This is a genomic window from Microcoleus sp. CAWBG58 (assembly GCF_020883045.1).
GTDB lineage: Bacteria > Cyanobacteriota > Cyanobacteriia > Cyanobacteriales > Microcoleaceae > Microcoleus.
The window spans coordinates 83019-99648 of the sequence record NZ_JAHRFA010000013.1; the positions used below are offsets into that span (position 1 = coordinate 83019).

Below are 16630 nucleotides of genomic sequence, written 5' to 3' on the forward strand. Positions count from 1 at the left end.
GCTTCAGCCCTCCAGGTACGTTGTTGGGCTTCAGCCCTCCGGGTACGTTGTTGGGCTTCAGCCCTCTTAATTTAACTGGTTATATAAGCTACCAGTCATACCTCATCTTTTTGAAAAAGGCTATACAATAACAAAAACAAACCGCCTCACCATCTCACCAATGTTAGATAAAATCTGGCGATTCCTCAAACAATTAATTCACCGGATTTTTCGGGTTTTTGGCAAAGATTTTAACCCCCCCCTAACCCCCCCCTTGGTAAGGGGGGGGAACAAGAAAGAAAATGTTTCCTCCTCCCTTGGTAAGGGGAGGGACAAGAAAGAAAATGTTTCCTCCACCCTTGGTAAGGGAGAAGAACAAAATCTTGCCTCCCCCCTTAGCAAGGGGGGACTGAGGGGGGTTCCTCCAACTTTGACTGATGCGGAATACGAGTCGATGTTGATGGAACTTCTCGAAGGGGTGAATCAGGGCTGGGGAAAAGGCGATGTTGCGGAATACTTAATCGCAAAACGGATTAAAAATGGCGATCTGGCGGCTTGGTTGCGGAGGTTTGGAGTGCGATCGTTGGAGGGCGCGCAGGGGAGTACAGCGTCTGCGGATGCGGTGGTATCGCTTCAGGAATTGGCGCGCAGGTTGGATTTGTTGGGTAGGGTTGCGGGTGGGGAATTGGGAGAGGCGGCGGGGAATGTTGGTAGGGAGATTTTGGTTGAGTTTCCGCTAGTTTCGGATGAGGGGGGTGAGGATGTTGATGGAGAGGCTGAGGCTTGGAAAAAGCGAGGTAATGAGCAATATGAACAAAGTAATTTTCAAGAAGCACTTGCTTTTTATGAACGGTCTATTGAATTGAAATATAACCAGCCAGAAGTCTGGGAAAAACGAGGTTTGGTTTTACAAAGATTGGGTGATTATCAAGGTGCTATTGATTCTAATAATACGGCTTCTACTCTTTATCGTTCTTCTAATCCTGAGTCGGTCTCCGTTCCTCAGTCAACAGAAGTATTTTTTAATCCAATTGATCTAAAACCATCCTATGACAAAGCATTATACTTCAAACCTGATGGCGAAGTCTGGTACAATCGAGGTAATGAGCAATATATGAAAGGGGAGTTTGAAGAGGCGATCGCCTCCTACGACAAATCCTTAGAAATCAAACCAGATTATCACGATGTCTGGTACAATCGGGGCATTGCACTGGGTAAATTAGGAAGGCTAGAAGATGCGATCGCCTCCTATGATAAAGCCTTAGAATTCAAACCAGATTATCACGAAGCTTGGAACGGCAGAGGTGTCATACTTTGCGATAATTTAAAAAGATATGAAGATGCGATCGCCTCCTTCGACAAAGCCTTAGAAATCAAACCAGATTATCACGAAGCCTGGGGCAATCGGGGCGTTGCACTGGGTAAATTAGGCAGGCTAGAAGATGCGATCGCCTCCTACGACAAAGCCTTAGAAATCAAACCAGATTATTACGATGCCTGGAACAATCGGAGCATTATACTGCGTAATTTAGGCAGGCTTGAAGATGCGATCGCCTCCGACGACAAAGCCTTAGCAATTAAACCAGATTTTCACGAAGCCTGGAACAATCGGGGCAGTGCACTGGGTAAGTTAGGCAGGCTAGAAGATGCGATCGCCTCCTACGACAAAGCCTTAGAAATCAAACCAGATTATTACGATGCCTGGAACAATCGGGGCATTCCACTGGATAATTTAAACAGATATGAAGAAGCGATCGCCTCCTACGACAAAGCCTTAGAAATCAAACCAGATTTACATGAAGCCTGGATTAATCGCAGCAATACAGTCAAAGATGCACCTAAACATAGGCTGCTAGTTTATGAACTATTACAAGCAAAATTCCCTAAATCTCCACCTGTTACCAGAACTCTCTTAACTCACAACCTGACACAGCGCGGCTATGAAGGACAAGTATTAACATTAAAAACAGGCTTAGAGTATTGCCCACAAAATACCCACCCCGAAGGATATGGACAACTGTATAAAGCACTAGGAAATGCTCACTACGATGAAGGAAGATTTAATTCTTCTTCTACTAGCTACCAAGAAGCCCTCAAAACTCTCACACCAGATGCTTTCCTAAAACTGCATCTACAAGTATTGCAGAAATTAATCAAAACCTTAGTCAGCTTAAAACAAACTGACGAAGCCAATAAATTACAACGAGATGCCACCGATTTATTGCAACGCTTGCTAAAACAGCAAAACTATTCCCAACTCACCCAACAGCAACTGATCGACAAATTAGTTAGCTTTGAACAATTAACCGTAAATATATTCATCCAGTCAGGGCAGTTTCCCGAAGCCTTAACAACAGCAGAAATCGATAAAAATGTCTGCCTATCTTGGCTGCTGGATGCCTTGCCAATTCCCGATTACGAAACAGAAGAGACAGTCACTCACGCCCAAATTCAGCAACTCCTCAATCCCACAACCGCCGCGATTTACTGGCATATCAGCGACGCAGCCCTGACAACATTCATCATTAAATCCGATGGCTTGTTGTCTCCCGAAACCTGTTTCAGCGATTCTCCCGATGAATTTGAAAAATGGGTGAAAGAGTGGAATCAACAATACACCGATTATCAATCTAAGGAGAAAACAAGTCAAGTAAATCATCCTTGGCGTGCGGGAATGGCAAGTAAATTTGTACAACTCAATGCAATCCTGAAAATAGATGTTATTGAACAGCAATTAGAGGGGATTACGGAGTTAATTTTGATTCCGCACCGGGACTTGCACCGCTTCCCAATTCATGCTTTGTTTAGTCGTGATTTTGTGGTGAGTTATTTGCCTAGCGCCGCCGTTGGGATTAGTTTGCAACATCGGTTTACTGGAATCTCTCGTTTATCTCTAAGTCTAGATCCCCCTAAATCCCCCTTAAGAAGGGGGACTTTGAGTGTACCAATCCCCTCCTCACAAACCGAGACTTTGAATGCACCAATCTCTCCGTCACAAACCGAGACTTTAAACACTCTTGTCCCCCCCTTCTTAAGGGGGGCTAGGGGGGATCAAAGCCTTGAAAACCCAGCCGAAATCTCTGACTTACCTCCAAGTCTAGATCCCCCTAAATCCCCCTTAAGAAGGGGGACTTTGAGTGTACCAATCCCCTCCTCACAAACCGAGACTTTGAACACTCTTGTCCCCCCCTTCTTAAGGGGGGCTAGGGGGGATCAAAGCCTGGAAAACCCAGCCGAAATCTCTGACTTACCTCCAAGCCTAGATCCCCCTAAATCCCCCTTAAGAAGGGGGACTTTGAATGATTCGGTTTCCCCATTCGTAGGGGCGGTGCCCCCGTGCCCGCCCTCCATCCTCAGCATCGAAAATCCCCACAGCATAATTACCGATAAAAACAACCAACAAAAAAGACTCGCCCCTCTCCCCGCCGCCGAAATCGAATCCGAAATTATTTGCCGAATGTTCGACAAATCCACCCGACTAAAAGAAGACGAAGCCACCCTCGATGAAGTCGAAAGATTATTGCAACAACCCCACAATATTTTTCACTTCACAGGCCACGGCAGCTATAATTTTGATACGCCCCTAGAATCGACTTTATACTTAAGCAACACCCACCGATTAACAGTCAGAGAAATTATCAAACATGACCTCAGCAACTACCAATTAATCTGCCTTCCCGCCTGCGAAACCGCATTGACTGACAAACAAACAATTCTCGCCGAATATGTAGGATTGACTAGCGGTTTTATGCGCGCCGGAGTTGGCTGTGTCGTCAGTACCCTGTGGCCCATAGAATCCGGTGCGAGTACGTTATTAATGATTTATTTTTACCAACGGTGGCGAGAAGGCGGCGATTCTCTACCTGTCGCTTTAGCAAATGCTCAAAAATGGCTGCGAGAAGCCACCCGCGAGGATTTAGCCATCTGGTATCAATCGGAAATTGACAAGATTTCCGAAAACAGCCCCGAACTTTCTGAAGATGAAGTTAGCTTTATCGATTCTTTGGAAACCGATTGCCTAGCATTGGCTACAATGGAATTACATCAACCCTATCAGCATCCCTATTACTGGGCTGCCTTTACTATCACAGGATTATGAGCGACACGCAAGACGAGATTTTTCAAGCTTTTATTGTGGCAATATTGCAACAAACCGAACCTTTGCCCGCAGCAGTCCAATCCGAATTTAATCAAACCGATGAAACTTGTACTGTCACCGATATTCTAAGACTGACAAAACTGCATCCTCCTCTGTTAGCTGCTTATAAAAACAATCGTGTCTGGTTAAAGAAGCACAGCAGCCAACGCAGCAAAGGATTAGATGTTTTACCAGATGCTGAATCTGAAATAAACAATACTACTAATATTGAAACTGATAACAGCGCTAGCGACATCAGCGACTTGACAAATTTACCAGAAATTATCGATCGCATTGAGGCAAAAGTCCAGCCTCGTGGCTTTAAAACATTTCTCGGAAAGATTTTGCAAGCTAAGGACTCCGTGCAAGCAAGCCGAGATACAATCTTAGTGCTAATGTAAAATGTTGTAGCGTAATGGCATTGTTAATTGGTGTCAAGTTAAAGTGAAACCAGTCAGAGAATGCTGTTTGACTATTAAATCTAGATCCCCCTAGCCGAGAGGGCGGGCACGGGGGCACCGCCCCTACAAAGGGGGGAATAAGAATCCGATCGAAGTCCCCCTTCTTAAGGGGGATTTAGGGGGATCTAGACTATGGTAAAAACGAAATTTTTCAAAAGTTGTAGTTTTAAGCTCATATTAATAGATATTGTTGTTTCCCTAGTCACCTAAAAATTTCATGAGTAACGAGAATTGGCTAATCTACCCGACTGTCGATTTGTTTGTCTACGATTTGGCAGACGGTATCGGGCAAAATGAGGACAAGATTAGCCAAAATCGCGCACAGTTTGGCAAAAAGATTCATGGCGACAAATTCTCTACGTCACAATTAGACAATCTCAAGCAAGCTGAAACTGAAACTGCTGATTATATCGAGTTACTGGGCGACAAAAAATTCGTAGCATTTGAGTCTCCCCTCGATGGCTATGCTTATCCCGTCAAACTCGGCGATACCTATGCGGCACAATTTGACTTGTCTGGAAAAATAGAATCCGACGCAGACAATAAATTTGCACCGAAAGAAATTGACTGTTTGGAATGGCTGAAACAACAGGTAATTTTCCGCGTAAATTCACCTGCTACAATCGGTCAAAGTTGGCTGGTTTGGGGACAATTGACTGCTAACGATCAAGATGCTTTAGAAACAGCTAAAAATTGCTATAAGAAATTGAATCTATTCCCGAATGCTAAATGGGATAGAGATTTGAAATCCACAAAGAAATTTTTAAATGCTGATTTTTACGAGTTGTGGCTACCGCCAGGAGACAGAGGTAATATCAGCCAAAACCATCATGTCTTAATTTGCTTGTTTCCTTACAATAACGGTCAAGCAATTGCCGAGATTAGCAAGACTATCGCTAAACTTTATGTAAATTTAATGCGATTGTTTGCCTACCGCAATAAGGTGATTTGGGCTTATACTCAAAGCCGCCAACTTAAGGCTGATTTGAAAGATGCTGCGCGGACGATTCAACAAATTGTTACTCAACTCCCGAATCAGGTGAATGCGCCGAAAGTTGACTTAAAGGAATTGCAGCAAAGTCTGGTTAATGCCTTGACAATCTTCTCGGCTTATGCTAATTATATAAGCAGATTGGAAGAGCAAGAAAATACAATCAAAACTAATCTCAAAAATTATCAGAGACGGCTGGAAACTATCGGTAAGGATATGGGAAATGATGCCGAAGCTTTTAAGTTTTTGTCCAGTTTCAGCGATTTTGCTGAGGAAAAGTATGTCTGGCAAGTGGAAGCTGATAACAGGGGTTTGAGTGCGGGTTTGAGGTTGTTGGAAAATGCCATTGAGACGATTGAAGGGATTATTGAGATTGAGAGGGCGAAGATCGATCGCACTTTGAATCTTACCATCGGCACTGTAGGCGTAGGAATTGCGACTAGCGGCGTAGCAGCCAGCGTCTATGCAGGCCAAATTAAACCTCCGCAAAATCCGATGGATGCGAATGCGGTTTTTGGGTTGAGTCTTGGTTTGGGAGTTGTTGCAGGGGTGTTGGGTGCGATCGCGATTAGGGCGATCGGCAAGAAACGGCGTTAAAATAGTTGTAGGATTTACGCATTTCTAATCAGGGAATCGATCCCCCCTAACCCCCCTTAGTAAGGGGGGGACAAGATTTATTCAAAGTCCCTCTTACTAAGGGGGGGACAAGATTTGTTCAAAGTCCCCCTTTTTAAGGGGGATTTAGGGGGATCGAGACTTGGCTAGAAGCGACTGGAATCGGCGATTTAAATCGCGTCTTGTCAAACGAAGTCCGCCTGCGCGGACTGAAGAGAGAAGGGAGGTAATAAAATGACAACAGTTACTTTAAACTTAGATACTGTCGAATTAAGCGACGAACAGTTTTACCGTTTGTGCCAGATGAATCGAGATTGGCAATTTGAACGGACTGCTAAAGGAGAAATTATCATTATGTCACCAGTAGGCGGAGTCAGCGGCAATCGAGAAGCGGATTTAATTACAGATTTGGGCTTGTGGAACCGTCAAACGCAGTTAGGGAGAGTGTTTAGTTCTTCAACAATTTTTCGGTTGCCAAATAATGGAGATAGATCCCCGGATGCGGCTTGGGTTAGTTTGGAAAGATGGACTGCTTTAACTGATGAACAAAGGGAGAAGTTTCCGCCGATTTGTCCAGATTTTGTCATAGAATTGCGATCGCGAACAGACCCGCTAAAGCCGCTTCAGGAGAAGATGCAGGAATATATCAACAGCGGTTTGCGCTTGGGTTGGTTGATTAATCCTCAAGACGAACAAGTGGAAATTTATCGCGCTAATCGTGAGGTGGAGATTGTAGAATTTCCGGTTAGTTTGTCGGGCGAAGATGTGTTACCGGGATTTGTGTTGAATTGGCCGATGGTTTGAATGAAAATTAGAAGAATCAGCGATTCGAGTCGGCGATTTCAATCGCCGACGCATCTTCAACCCACGGAGGTGGGTTTTGTCTGTGTAGTCGCGGTTTCCAACCGCCGGGGCTGTGTCGCCACAATTTCCAATCGCCCGGGCGGTGTAGGCGCAATTTGCAACCGCCCGGGCCTCGGAAATTACCGAACTTAAGTCGTATACTCCGCATTAATCTTCACGTAGTCGTAACTCAAATCGCATCCCCAAGCCTTCGCAAAACCGCCGCCATTCCCGACAGCAACCTGAATTAAAACCGTGTCTTCCTTCAGATATTCACCAGCAGCAGCAGCCTTCATATAATTACTCGCAGCAGATTTATCGAACTCCTTCGGCTGTCCGTTTTCCATCATCAAAAAATCTCCCAATTGAATCCGCAAATTCTCTTGTTCAAAAGCAACGCCCGCACGCCCCGCCGCCGCCGCAATTCTTCCCCAATTCGGATCGCGTCCAAAAATAGCAGCTTTCACCAAAGAAGAACCGACTATTGTTTTAGCAATTTTACTCGCAGAAACTTCGTCGGCGGCGCCACTAACTTGCACTTCCACCAAACAAGTTGCACCTTCTCCGTCACGGGCGATCGCCTTTGCTAAATGCACGCATACTTCTGTTAGCATCGCTTCTAATTTGTCAGCATCCGCGCCCTTTTCTGTAATCGCAGGCGTGCGGGATTGGCCGTTAGTCAAAGCAATTAGCGAATCGTTGGTACTGGTATCGCCGTCAACAGTAATTTGATTGAAACTTCTGTTTGCCGCCCGAGTCAGCATTTCTTGCCACAAATGTGACGACACTGCTGCATCGCACGTTACAAATGCCAGCATTGTTGCCATATTTGGATGGATCATTCCCGAACCTTTGCAAATGCCGCCGATCCGCACGGGACGATCGCCAAACATGGTTTCCAGGGCGATCGTCTTCGGCACTAAATCAGTCGTACAAATCGCCTTAGCAGCCGCATCAGAACCAGTTTCCGAGGCCTCAGCAACCAATCGCGGAATTCCCGCCCTCAGCGGTTCCATTTTAATCCGCTGCCCGATGACGCCAGTCGATGCCAAAAGAATCGATTCCGAAGGAATATTCAGCGCTTCGCCCAACAATTTAGCGCTTTCGAGGGCATCTGCTAAACCTAATTCGCCAGTAGCAGCATTTGCTTGTCCCGCATTGCACAAAATTGCTTTGGCACTGGGTTTGGCTTGCAAGCGCTGGCGGCAGTAGTCCACGCAAGCAGCCCTGACTGTCGATGTAGTGAAGACTCCCGCTGCGATCGCGTCCACCTCTGACAAAATTAAACTTAAATCCGGCAAGCCAGAAGGCTTCAAACCTGCTGTAATTCCCGATGCTCGATATCCTCTCGGTGCTGTAACTCCGCCGTCAATTTCTTTCCAGTCCGACATGATGACCTCCCTAGAGCGTTCTATTCTATTGAGAGGGGATTATATCATTTTAGATTTTAGATTTTAAATTTTAGATTTTAGATTGTCAACAAATGACGAATCAATGAGTTATTTTTTCGTCGTTTAATCGTTCTTTGCCCGACGGGCGATCTCAAATTCCGTAGCATTATAATTATTAATCTCTATCTTCTCTCTCTGTGTCCTCTGCGGCCTCTGTGGTTAAATAATTCCGATTAAACCACAAACGAGATGAAAATACTGTTGAGCAATATTATAGCCTTTCTTAAAAAGATGAGGTACAACTGACAGCTTACATAACCCTTAAATTCTTAGGGCTAAAGCCCAACAACGTACCTCATCTTTTTGACGAAGGCTATATATTTGACCTAAAATTAATCGCGACTTATTCTGTAGATATCTAACTCAAGAACAAGTCGCGACGGTTTTGTAACTGTCATTATTAATTTTTAGCTGGCAAACAACAAACTTGATTCAACTGTCTCGCTGTTGAAAAAACGAGTTATTTGCGATCGACACTCGCCTGAGAACCAGTATCTAAACCAACTTCAGCAGCCGCGCGGCTGAGCATAGATTCCTGACGGTTTTTGACGAGGTGTTGGTGGCGCATCATCAGGCTGCGCGCTTGTTGTTGAGTAGACATAACTGGTTTTCTCCAAATGTAGGTAATAGGTTTGCGGGCAATTGGGGAAATTGAGCTTTGCCTTAGCTCATGGTGGCGTTGCTGCGATCGTAACTGGCTTGAAGGCTGGGCTGCGGTTTGCCTTGAATGTGGCCCCAGTAGTGAGTATTTTCCATTCCGACTTCGCTGGCGCTGCGGTTGAGCATGGATTGCTGCCGGTTCTTCACCATTTGGTGGTGGCGCATCATCAGAGAGCGGGCTTGATTTTCGGTAGACATATCGGGTTCCTCCGTTTTGCTCGATCGATCTTGGGTTGTTTTTCTGTTCTTATTTATAACTATATCAGATAATTCTGTATCTAAAGCTACAAAATTAAAATTGTAATAAAACTTTACAATAAGGCGATAAGTGCGATCGAGAATGCGGGGAGTGCAGGAAAGCCGCGAAGTGCGATCGGCGCAGCTATCTCCTACAATCGACTGCTTGCAAAATAGAACGCTACTCAAAGCCATCCCACAATTGTTTTTCTTGTGGGATGGCTTTGAGCAGCGTCCCAAAATTTGATTAAAAAGATTGAGCCAAGAAGTCTAATTGATGGCTGATATGGTGTCCGCTGATTAACTGCACTACGAACAGTTCGTAGTGCGGACTTCAGTCCGCAGCATTTTACGGACTGAAGTCCGCACTACAAACAATTTTTGTTATGGTAATCGACCGGACATGATATGACTACCCGCTAGGCTTAAAAAATATTAGAAAGTAACTTATAAAGTAAGCGAAAAATAGCTGTTGCCGCGATCGCCCCCAAAGCAGCCAACCATCCCACAAACAACACGCCTGTGATCGGAGAATTCGGATAAATCGTAACAGCGGCGCGCAAAGCCGGGAACAACCACAGTACAGCCAGAGTACCTGTGCTAATAATCAGCATCTCTGTTTGCTCGATCGCCCTGCGGTACTGGCCAAAAATCAAACCCCCCACAATCATCCCCAACAATCCGATACTCACGCCTGGATTCGGTAGCAAACTCGTCAGGGCGATCGCCAGCAACCCCCCTTCAAAACCCGTAAACGCAGCCCCACCCAAAATATCCCAAATCGAAAAAGCCCTTCGCGGCCCAGATTGGAGGTTTCCCGGAGGAGTCGCCACCACAGGAGGCACAGGAGGCTGCTGAGTTGGTGGTGTCTGCTGAGTTTGTGGGGGGGTCGGAGTCGATAGGGGACGCGGCTGCACGACCATCGTAGGCTGTTGAGAATTGTATTTCAGAGCAGCTTCCACCTCGATCGCCGATTGATAGCGCTGGCTGGGAGCTGGTAATAACATTCGATCGAGAACTTGAGCCAAACGCGGGCTTACCTGTACGTGCGATCGCCAATTCCACTCATTTTCATAACTATCAAACAATTCCGTCGGCTGCAAACCGCTGAGCAAAGTAATGCAAGTCACAGCCAAAGCATAAAAATCCGTTGCGGGATAAACCTCTTGTCCGTTCATCTGTTCGGGCGGAGCATAACCCAAAGAATAAATACCAGTCGAAGCCTTAGAAGCACCCGCAGTTTGCGTCACCTGTTTGACAGCCCCAAAATCTAATAAATAAAGCCGACCACTTTTAGCCCGCATAATATTAGCAGGTTTAATATCCCGGTGAATCGAACCGCGAGAGTGTACAAAATCGAGAACCTTCAAAATTTCACGCAGCACCTCCATCGTTTCCGCTTCCGAAAATTTGCCTTTAACAACAAGTTCTTCCTCCAAATTGTGACCGTCAATAAATTCTTGAACCAGATAGAAAAACTGATCGTTTTTCCCAGGCTGCAAACTCGGAACAGTCAGCTCAAAAAACGCCAGCAAACTCGGAATTTGCGAATGTTCGTTTCCCAGTTCTTCCAACACCGCTGCTTCCCGTTCAAACAGAGTTTGAGCGATTTTTAGCTGTGCCGGACTCAGATTTGCCGACGGCTGCAAAAGTTTAGCAACGCACTGCCGCATCGCCGGAGTATAGCGGTCTCTAGCCAAAAATGCCGCCCCAAAACCGCCTTGACCCAGCAACCTGACTGGCAAATAGCGCCCGCTCAAAATTAGGGGCATTCCACAGGCCTTGCAATACCTTTGCTGCACCGTTTTCAGCAGGGAACTGTCATCGAGGTCGGAAAAATTGTTTTGAGGGCGCGGGCAGCCCGGACGGGTGCAGTAAACTTCCATTTTGGTTTGCTAATTGGTCATAGGGCATTGGGCATCGGGCATTGGGCATTGGGAAGAAGGCCAAACAGGGCATTGGGCAAACAGGGCATTGACTAAACAGGGAATTGGTTTAATTCCTAATTCTAGGTGGTTAAACTTTTTAATACTAATCCCAGTTCTTTTTACCAGAAAGAATTGGTTGAAAGTCCGACCGCCTGCTTGGGATAAATTAAAATCAGACTATTCATTACTCCAATCCTCGCACTTAAGGGTAGAAGTCACTCTCCTTCGGTCAACTGTCAACTGTCAACTGTCAACTGTCAACTGTCAACTGTCAACTGTCAACTGTCAACTGTCAACTGTCAACTGTCAACTGTCAACTGTCAACTGTCAACTGTCAACTGTCAACTGTCAACTGTTGAACAGGGATTATCAAACCAGATTTTAATCTCTAAACTACGCGCGAACTGCTGAGAACCAGCAACTTAATAAATCAACTTCCCCCTGAGTTGGGAGTTGCTATTTCTATCAGTCCCAAATCGATGGCCGGAGGTTCTTTCTTTTCCTGGGTACTCGAATAAGTAGCAAATGTTGGCAAAATTTCATTGCTGAAAGCCTCTGCTGCTTTAGAACGGTAGCGGTTGGGGTTGTAAATCAGCGACAAAATCCGAGTTACCAAAACTTCATCCATTTGAGATTTGTGCAAGACACCCATCATCAACTCTTTTTCGATCGCCGAAACCGACACAAAAGCAGCGCCCAACCCGGACTGAACAGCATTTTTAATGGCTTCGATGGAGTTGAGCTCCATCTCGATTTTCAGGCGGCGCGTGTCAATGCCGCAGCGAGTCAGTACCTGATCGATGACTTTGCGGATAGTAGACTGCGAATCGAGGGAAATAAACTGCAATTTATAAAGGTCTTCTTTTTGGATGCTTTCTTGTTGTACCATCGGGTGAGATGGAGGGAGAATTAGAGCCAGTTCGTCCTCAGCGTAAGGAACAATTTCTAAAGCTTCTACAAGTTCGGTAGGGATTTCTCCGCCCACAATTGCCAAATCGATTTGCCCGTTGGCGACACTCCACGCCGTGCGGCGGGTCGAATGCACGTGAAGCTGTACCGCTACATCGGGGTACTTTTGCCGAAACATCCCAATCATTCGGGGTAGCAAGTATGTCCCCGTGGTTTGAGAAGCGCCGACGATCAAAGTACCGCCTTGGAGATTTTGCAAGTCTTCGAGAGCTCGACAAGTTTCTTGACAAAGCGATAAAATTTTCTCGCCGTAACTCAGCAGCAGGTGTCCGGCTTCGGTCAGTTGAGCCCGCCGCCCTCCCCTGTCAAACAGCGGCACGTCCAACTGTCTCTCTAGGTTCTGCACTTGCAAGCTAACTGCTGGCTGGGATACGTAGAGGCTGTCGGCGGCGCGTTTGAAGCTTCCTTCAGAGGCGATCGCCTTGAGAATGCGTAACTGGTCTAAAGTGAAAGGAAGGTCAGACATATATCTAAATTGTCAGTTGTCATTTGTCAGTTAACTGTTGACGGTTGACGGTTGACGGTTGACGGCAAACAGCAAACAGCGATCGATCGGCAAACAGTGAACAGCGAACAGTCAACAGTCAACAGCGAACAGCGAACAGCGAACAGTCAACAGTCAACAGCGAACAGCGAACAGCGAACAGTCAACAGTCAACAGCGAACAGCGAACAGCGAACAGTTAACTGACTGATAACCGCTGAATGCTCCTATAGATACTTTGTGACACAATTTGGCCGCGAATCAATAACTTTTCTTAATATTTGCAATGACGATCGACTTAGCGCTTGACTCCCACTTAGTTATTCTCGGACTTTTATTTGGTTTTGCGATCGCCCACAGCGGTTTAGCAGCCCTGCGCCCGAAAGGTGAAAAGCTGATCGGGCCGAGACTTTACCGCGTTTTGTTTGCCCTTGTCAGTTTGCCGCTGGCGGTGATTTTGGTTGTCTACTTTTTCAACCACCGCTACGACGGCGTGCAGCTTTGGCAAGTACAGGGCGTGCCCGGAGTTAAACCAATGGTTTGGATACTGTCGGCAATTTCCTTTCTGTTTCTGTACCCAGCAACCTTCAACCTTCTAGAAATTGCCGCCATCCAAAAGCCGGAAGTTCACCTCTACCAAGCGGGGATCATCCGCGTCACCCGTCACCCGCAAATGGTGGGACAGGTGATTTGGTGCGTGGCCCACACCCTCTGGATTGGCACTAGCTTTACCCTCGTCACTTCCATCGGTTTGATACTTCACCACCTATTCGGAGTGTGGCACGGCGACAGCCGGCTGCGGGCTCGTTTTGGCGAATCCTTTGAAACCATCAAATCTCAAACCTCAATTATTCCATTTTTGGCAATCCTGCAAAAGCGTCAAACCCTTGATTTGCTTGAGTTCCTGCGCCCTTCCTACCTAGGCGTAGTCATTTTTACAGGCCTGCTGTGGAAAATTCATCCTTTTCTGATGCGTGTCACTGCGAACATATACTGGTAGCATGATCCCTAGGATAGAAAAAAAATTATTAAATTTTGAGGGATCATGGTGTTGTCGGTTAGCGAACGCACTTTTGCACAAGAGGTATTTCAAGCCTCTACCCCCGTTTTAGTTCACTTTTGGGCGCCTTGGTGCGGTTTGTGCCGTGCGATCGACCCCACGCTTACAAGTTTTGAGACACAGTGGGCAGGAAAAGTCAAGCTCCTAGGGGTGAATGCCGATCAAAGTTTCAAATTGGCAAATACTTACCGGCTGACCAGTCTGCCCACACTGATTTTGTTTGAGGGCGATCGAGTTCTATTTAGATTTGAAAATTATCAAAACCGCGAGGAACTGCGGCGCACTCTGGATTCCTGGATGCTCGCCACTCAGAATGCTCCCCAAAGTCAACGCCTGCAACCGCAGCAAGCAGTCAACCGCTAACGGTTAAAAGGCTTTCGGTTCTTATCGATCGCAGATTCGGGAATTTACCGATGCGATCGGCAACCAGACATTTAAAGGTCGGCAGAAACCGGGTTTTTTGCGAAAATACCGCATCGAGCACTAAGGTATTCGCAAAAAAACCCGGTTTATTTATTTCTAGGTTGCATCCAAAAATTAAAAAATTGTTAATCTATCTTTTGGCATAGATTTAAGACGAACTAGATCGATCGCCAACACCAGCAGCAATTCTTAAGGATTGTCGATCGGCAATACTTAAGAATTGTAGAGAGTCTTTCTGCCCAGTCGCGCAAGCGTGTGTCACAATTATTAACAGTTTTGGCAATATCTAGTAGAAACTTTAAACTACCTATCAGTCATGGAACCGCTTTATCAATACGCCTGGCTGATTCCAGTCCTGCCGCTGGCAGGCGCAATGCTAGTAGGTTTAGGCTTAATCACCTTTAACCAGGCAACCAACAAACTCCGACAAGCGAATGCGATTTTAATCCTTTCCACCCTCGGAGGGTCAGCGGTAATGTCTTTCGCATTGCTGTGGAGTCAACTACAGGGCCACGCACCCTACACCCGAACCATTCAGTGGGCCTCTGCTGGGGACTTCTCGCTGAACATGGGCTATATCATTGACCCCCTCACGTCGGTAATGCTGGCGATCGTCACCACGGTCGCCTTTTTGGTGATGATTTACACCGACGGCTACATGGCACACGATGACGGGTACGTGCGATTTTACGCCTACCTGAGCATCTTCAGCGCCTCAATGCTAGGTCTAGTAGTCAGCCCGAACATCGTTCAGATTTACATTTTCTGGGAACTGGTAGGTATGTGTTCGTACCTGCTAGTCGGATTTTGGTACGATCGCAAACCAGCAGCAGACGCCTGCCAAAAAGCCTTCGTCACCAACCGCGTCGGCGACTTCGGCCTCCTGCTGGGCATCCTCGGCATTTACTGGGCCACCGGCAGCTTTGAATTTGACGTAATGGGCGAAAGGCTGCACTCCCTAGTCGAATCAGGTGCTTTGAGCGCAACTCTTGCAACCATTTTCGGCGTCCTGATATTTTTGGGCCCAGCAGCCAAATCAGCTCAATTCCCCCTCCACGTCTGGCTTCCAGACGCAATGGAAGGCCCGACACCAATTTCAGCCCTAATCCACGCCGCGACGATGGTAGCAGCCGGCGTCTTCCTGATCGCTCGGATGTACCCAGTATTTGAAGGGCTGCCCGCAGTCATGAATTTGATCGCCTGCACCGGCTGTTTTACAGCATTCATGGGTGCTTCGATCGCAATTACCCAAAATGACATCAAAAAAGGCTTAGCCTACTCCACAATCTCCCAATTGGGCTACATGGTGATGGCAATGGGAGTCGGCGCCTACAGTGCCGGACTCTTCCACCTAATGACCCACGCTTACTTCAAAGCAATGCTGTTCCTGTGCTCGGGTTCAGTCATTCACGGCATGGAAGATGTCGTCGGGCACAACCCCGCCCTCGCTCAAGACATGAGAGTCATGGGCGGCTTGCGGAAATATATGCCGATTACCGCTACTTGCTTTTTAATCGGAAACTTAGCAATCTGTGGCATTCCGCCCTTTGCTGGTTTTTGGTCAAAAGACGAAATCCTCGCCCAAGCTTTCCATGCAAATCCCGCTCTGTGGGCTGTGAGTTGGGTGACTGCCGGGATGACCGCGTTTTATATGTTTCGGATGTATTTCAGCACCTTTGAGGGCGAATTCCGGGGCAATGACAGCGCCATCAAGCAACAACTCCTGCAACCGGGTTTGGTTTTCGGCCCTGGAGCGATGAACGTTAAGGAATTGGCATCAACTGGCGAAAGTCACGACGCACACGACCATTTCCCTCACGAATCTCCTCTGACAATGGCTCTGCCGTTGGTGTTGCTGGCTGTACCTTCTGTGTTTATCGGTTTTCTCGGTACGCCGTTTGCCAATTATTTCGAGCAGTTTGTCCGCGCTCCTGGCGAGTCTCTCGAAGAAGTTTTGGCACACGCCGCGAAGTTCGATTTGACGGAATTTCTAATCATGGGCGGCAGTTCTGTAGGTATTGCTTTGCTGGGCATTACTTTGGCTTCTCTGATGTATTTGAGCCGGAAAATCGATGCTGGTGCGATCGCCCAAAAAATCAAACCACTTTACGAGTTCTCCCTCAACAAGTGGTATCTCGACGATATCAACGAAGTTCTCTTCGTCAAAGGCAGCCGTCGTTTAGCGCGGCAAGTCATGGAAGTGGATTTGCGAGTTGTCGATGGTATCGTCAACTTGACAGGGTTTCTCACCCTGGTTACAGGCGAAGGTTTGAAATACTTTGAAAACGGCCGCGCTCAATTTTATGCCCTGATTGTGTTTGTCGCAGTTCTGGGTTTTGCGATCGTTTCTGGAGTAGGTTAAATCTCTAGGGAAACGGTATTGCCTGTTAGT

The 16630-nt window shown here is 46.7% G+C and carries 14 protein-coding genes; 9 read left to right on the top strand and 5 right to left on the bottom strand.

Translation table 11 applies throughout. The annotated features are described in order from the left end of the window. Window positions 1–160 precede the first annotated feature (160 nt). The 4 genes from QZ918_RS08275 (at window position 161) to QZ918_RS08290 (ending at window position 6988) form a co-directional block, all read left to right on the top strand. Window positions 161–4078 (top strand): CHAT domain-containing protein, encoded by a 3918-nt coding sequence (locus tag QZ918_RS08275; RefSeq protein WP_293333344.1) that lies wholly within the window; start codon window positions 161–163, stop codon window positions 4076–4078. Further along, window positions 4075–4518 carry a hypothetical protein gene (locus tag QZ918_RS08280; RefSeq protein ID WP_293333347.1) on the top strand — a complete coding sequence of 148 codons (444 nt, stop codon included), beginning with the start codon at window positions 4075–4077 and terminating at the stop codon, window positions 4516–4518. The genes QZ918_RS08275 and QZ918_RS08280 overlap by 4 nt, the downstream gene beginning before the upstream one ends. 277 nt (window positions 4519–4795) lie before the next feature. Beyond that, window positions 4796–6166, top strand: coding sequence for a hypothetical protein (locus QZ918_RS08285; protein WP_293333350.1), 1371 nt, complete (start codon window positions 4796–4798; stop codon window positions 6164–6166). Between the two features lie 252 nt (window positions 6167–6418). Next, complete coding sequence (locus QZ918_RS08290) at window positions 6419–6988, top strand: Uma2 family endonuclease (protein WP_293333353.1); 570 nt, start codon at window positions 6419–6421, stop codon at window positions 6986–6988. 188 nt (window positions 6989–7176) lie between these two features. Here the strand turns inward: QZ918_RS08290 and argJ are convergent, their stop codons facing one another. The 4 genes from argJ to QZ918_RS08310 all read right to left on the bottom strand — a co-directional run bounded on the left by argJ (window position 7177) and on the right by QZ918_RS08310 (window position 11261). Further along, a complete protein-coding gene (gene argJ, locus QZ918_RS08295; protein ID WP_293333356.1) occupies window positions 7177–8418 on the bottom strand; it encodes a bifunctional ornithine acetyltransferase/N-acetylglutamate synthase in 1242 nt (413 codons plus the stop codon). A 520-nt stretch (window positions 8419–8938) separates the two neighbouring features. Continuing rightward, window positions 8939–9079: a hypothetical protein gene (locus QZ918_RS08300; protein WP_293128944.1), complete on the bottom strand. Its 141-nt coding sequence runs from the start codon at window positions 9077–9079 to the stop codon at window positions 8939–8941. 62 nt (window positions 9080–9141) lie between these two features. Then, window positions 9142–9336 carry a glutamine synthetase inactivation factor IF7A gene (gifA, locus tag QZ918_RS08305; protein WP_293157918.1) on the bottom strand — a complete coding sequence of 65 codons (195 nt, stop codon included), beginning with the start codon at window positions 9334–9336 and terminating at the stop codon, window positions 9142–9144. 464 nt (window positions 9337–9800) lie between these two features. Beyond that, window positions 9801–11261 (bottom strand): serine/threonine-protein kinase, encoded by a 1461-nt coding sequence (locus QZ918_RS08310; RefSeq protein ID WP_293333359.1) that lies wholly within the window; start codon window positions 11259–11261, stop codon window positions 9801–9803. 13 nt (window positions 11262–11274) lie between these two features. On the opposite strand from QZ918_RS08310, the gene QZ918_RS08315 reads away from it, so the two are divergent. Beyond that, on the top strand, window positions 11275–11688 hold the full coding sequence (locus QZ918_RS08315) for a hypothetical protein (RefSeq protein ID WP_293333362.1): 414 nt from the start codon (window positions 11275–11277) through the stop codon (window positions 11686–11688). Between the two features lie 45 nt (window positions 11689–11733). Here the strand turns inward: QZ918_RS08315 and QZ918_RS08320 are convergent, their stop codons facing one another. Continuing rightward, window positions 11734–12738, bottom strand: coding sequence for a LysR family transcriptional regulator (locus QZ918_RS08320; RefSeq protein ID WP_293333365.1), 1005 nt, complete (start codon window positions 12736–12738; stop codon window positions 11734–11736). 51 nt (window positions 12739–12789) lie between these two features. On the opposite strand from QZ918_RS08320, the gene QZ918_RS08325 reads away from it, so the two are divergent. From QZ918_RS08325 to QZ918_RS08340, 4 genes are all read left to right on the top strand, one after another. After that, window positions 12790–12966, top strand: a complete 177-nt coding sequence (locus tag QZ918_RS08325) for a hypothetical protein (RefSeq protein WP_293333368.1) — start codon at window positions 12790–12792, stop codon at window positions 12964–12966. Window positions 12967–13041: 75 nt separating this feature from the next. Further along, a complete protein-coding gene (locus QZ918_RS08330) occupies window positions 13042–13755 on the top strand; it encodes an NnrU family protein (protein WP_293333371.1) in 714 nt (237 codons plus the stop codon). Window positions 13756–13800: 45 nt separating this feature from the next. Further along, on the top strand, window positions 13801–14178 hold the full coding sequence (locus QZ918_RS08335) for a thioredoxin family protein (RefSeq protein ID WP_293333374.1): 378 nt from the start codon (window positions 13801–13803) through the stop codon (window positions 14176–14178). A 376-nt stretch (window positions 14179–14554) separates the two neighbouring features. Then, window positions 14555–16600, top strand: a complete 2046-nt coding sequence (locus tag QZ918_RS08340; protein WP_293333377.1) for an NAD(P)H-quinone oxidoreductase subunit 5 — start codon at window positions 14555–14557, stop codon at window positions 16598–16600. Window positions 16601–16630 lie beyond the last annotated feature (30 nt).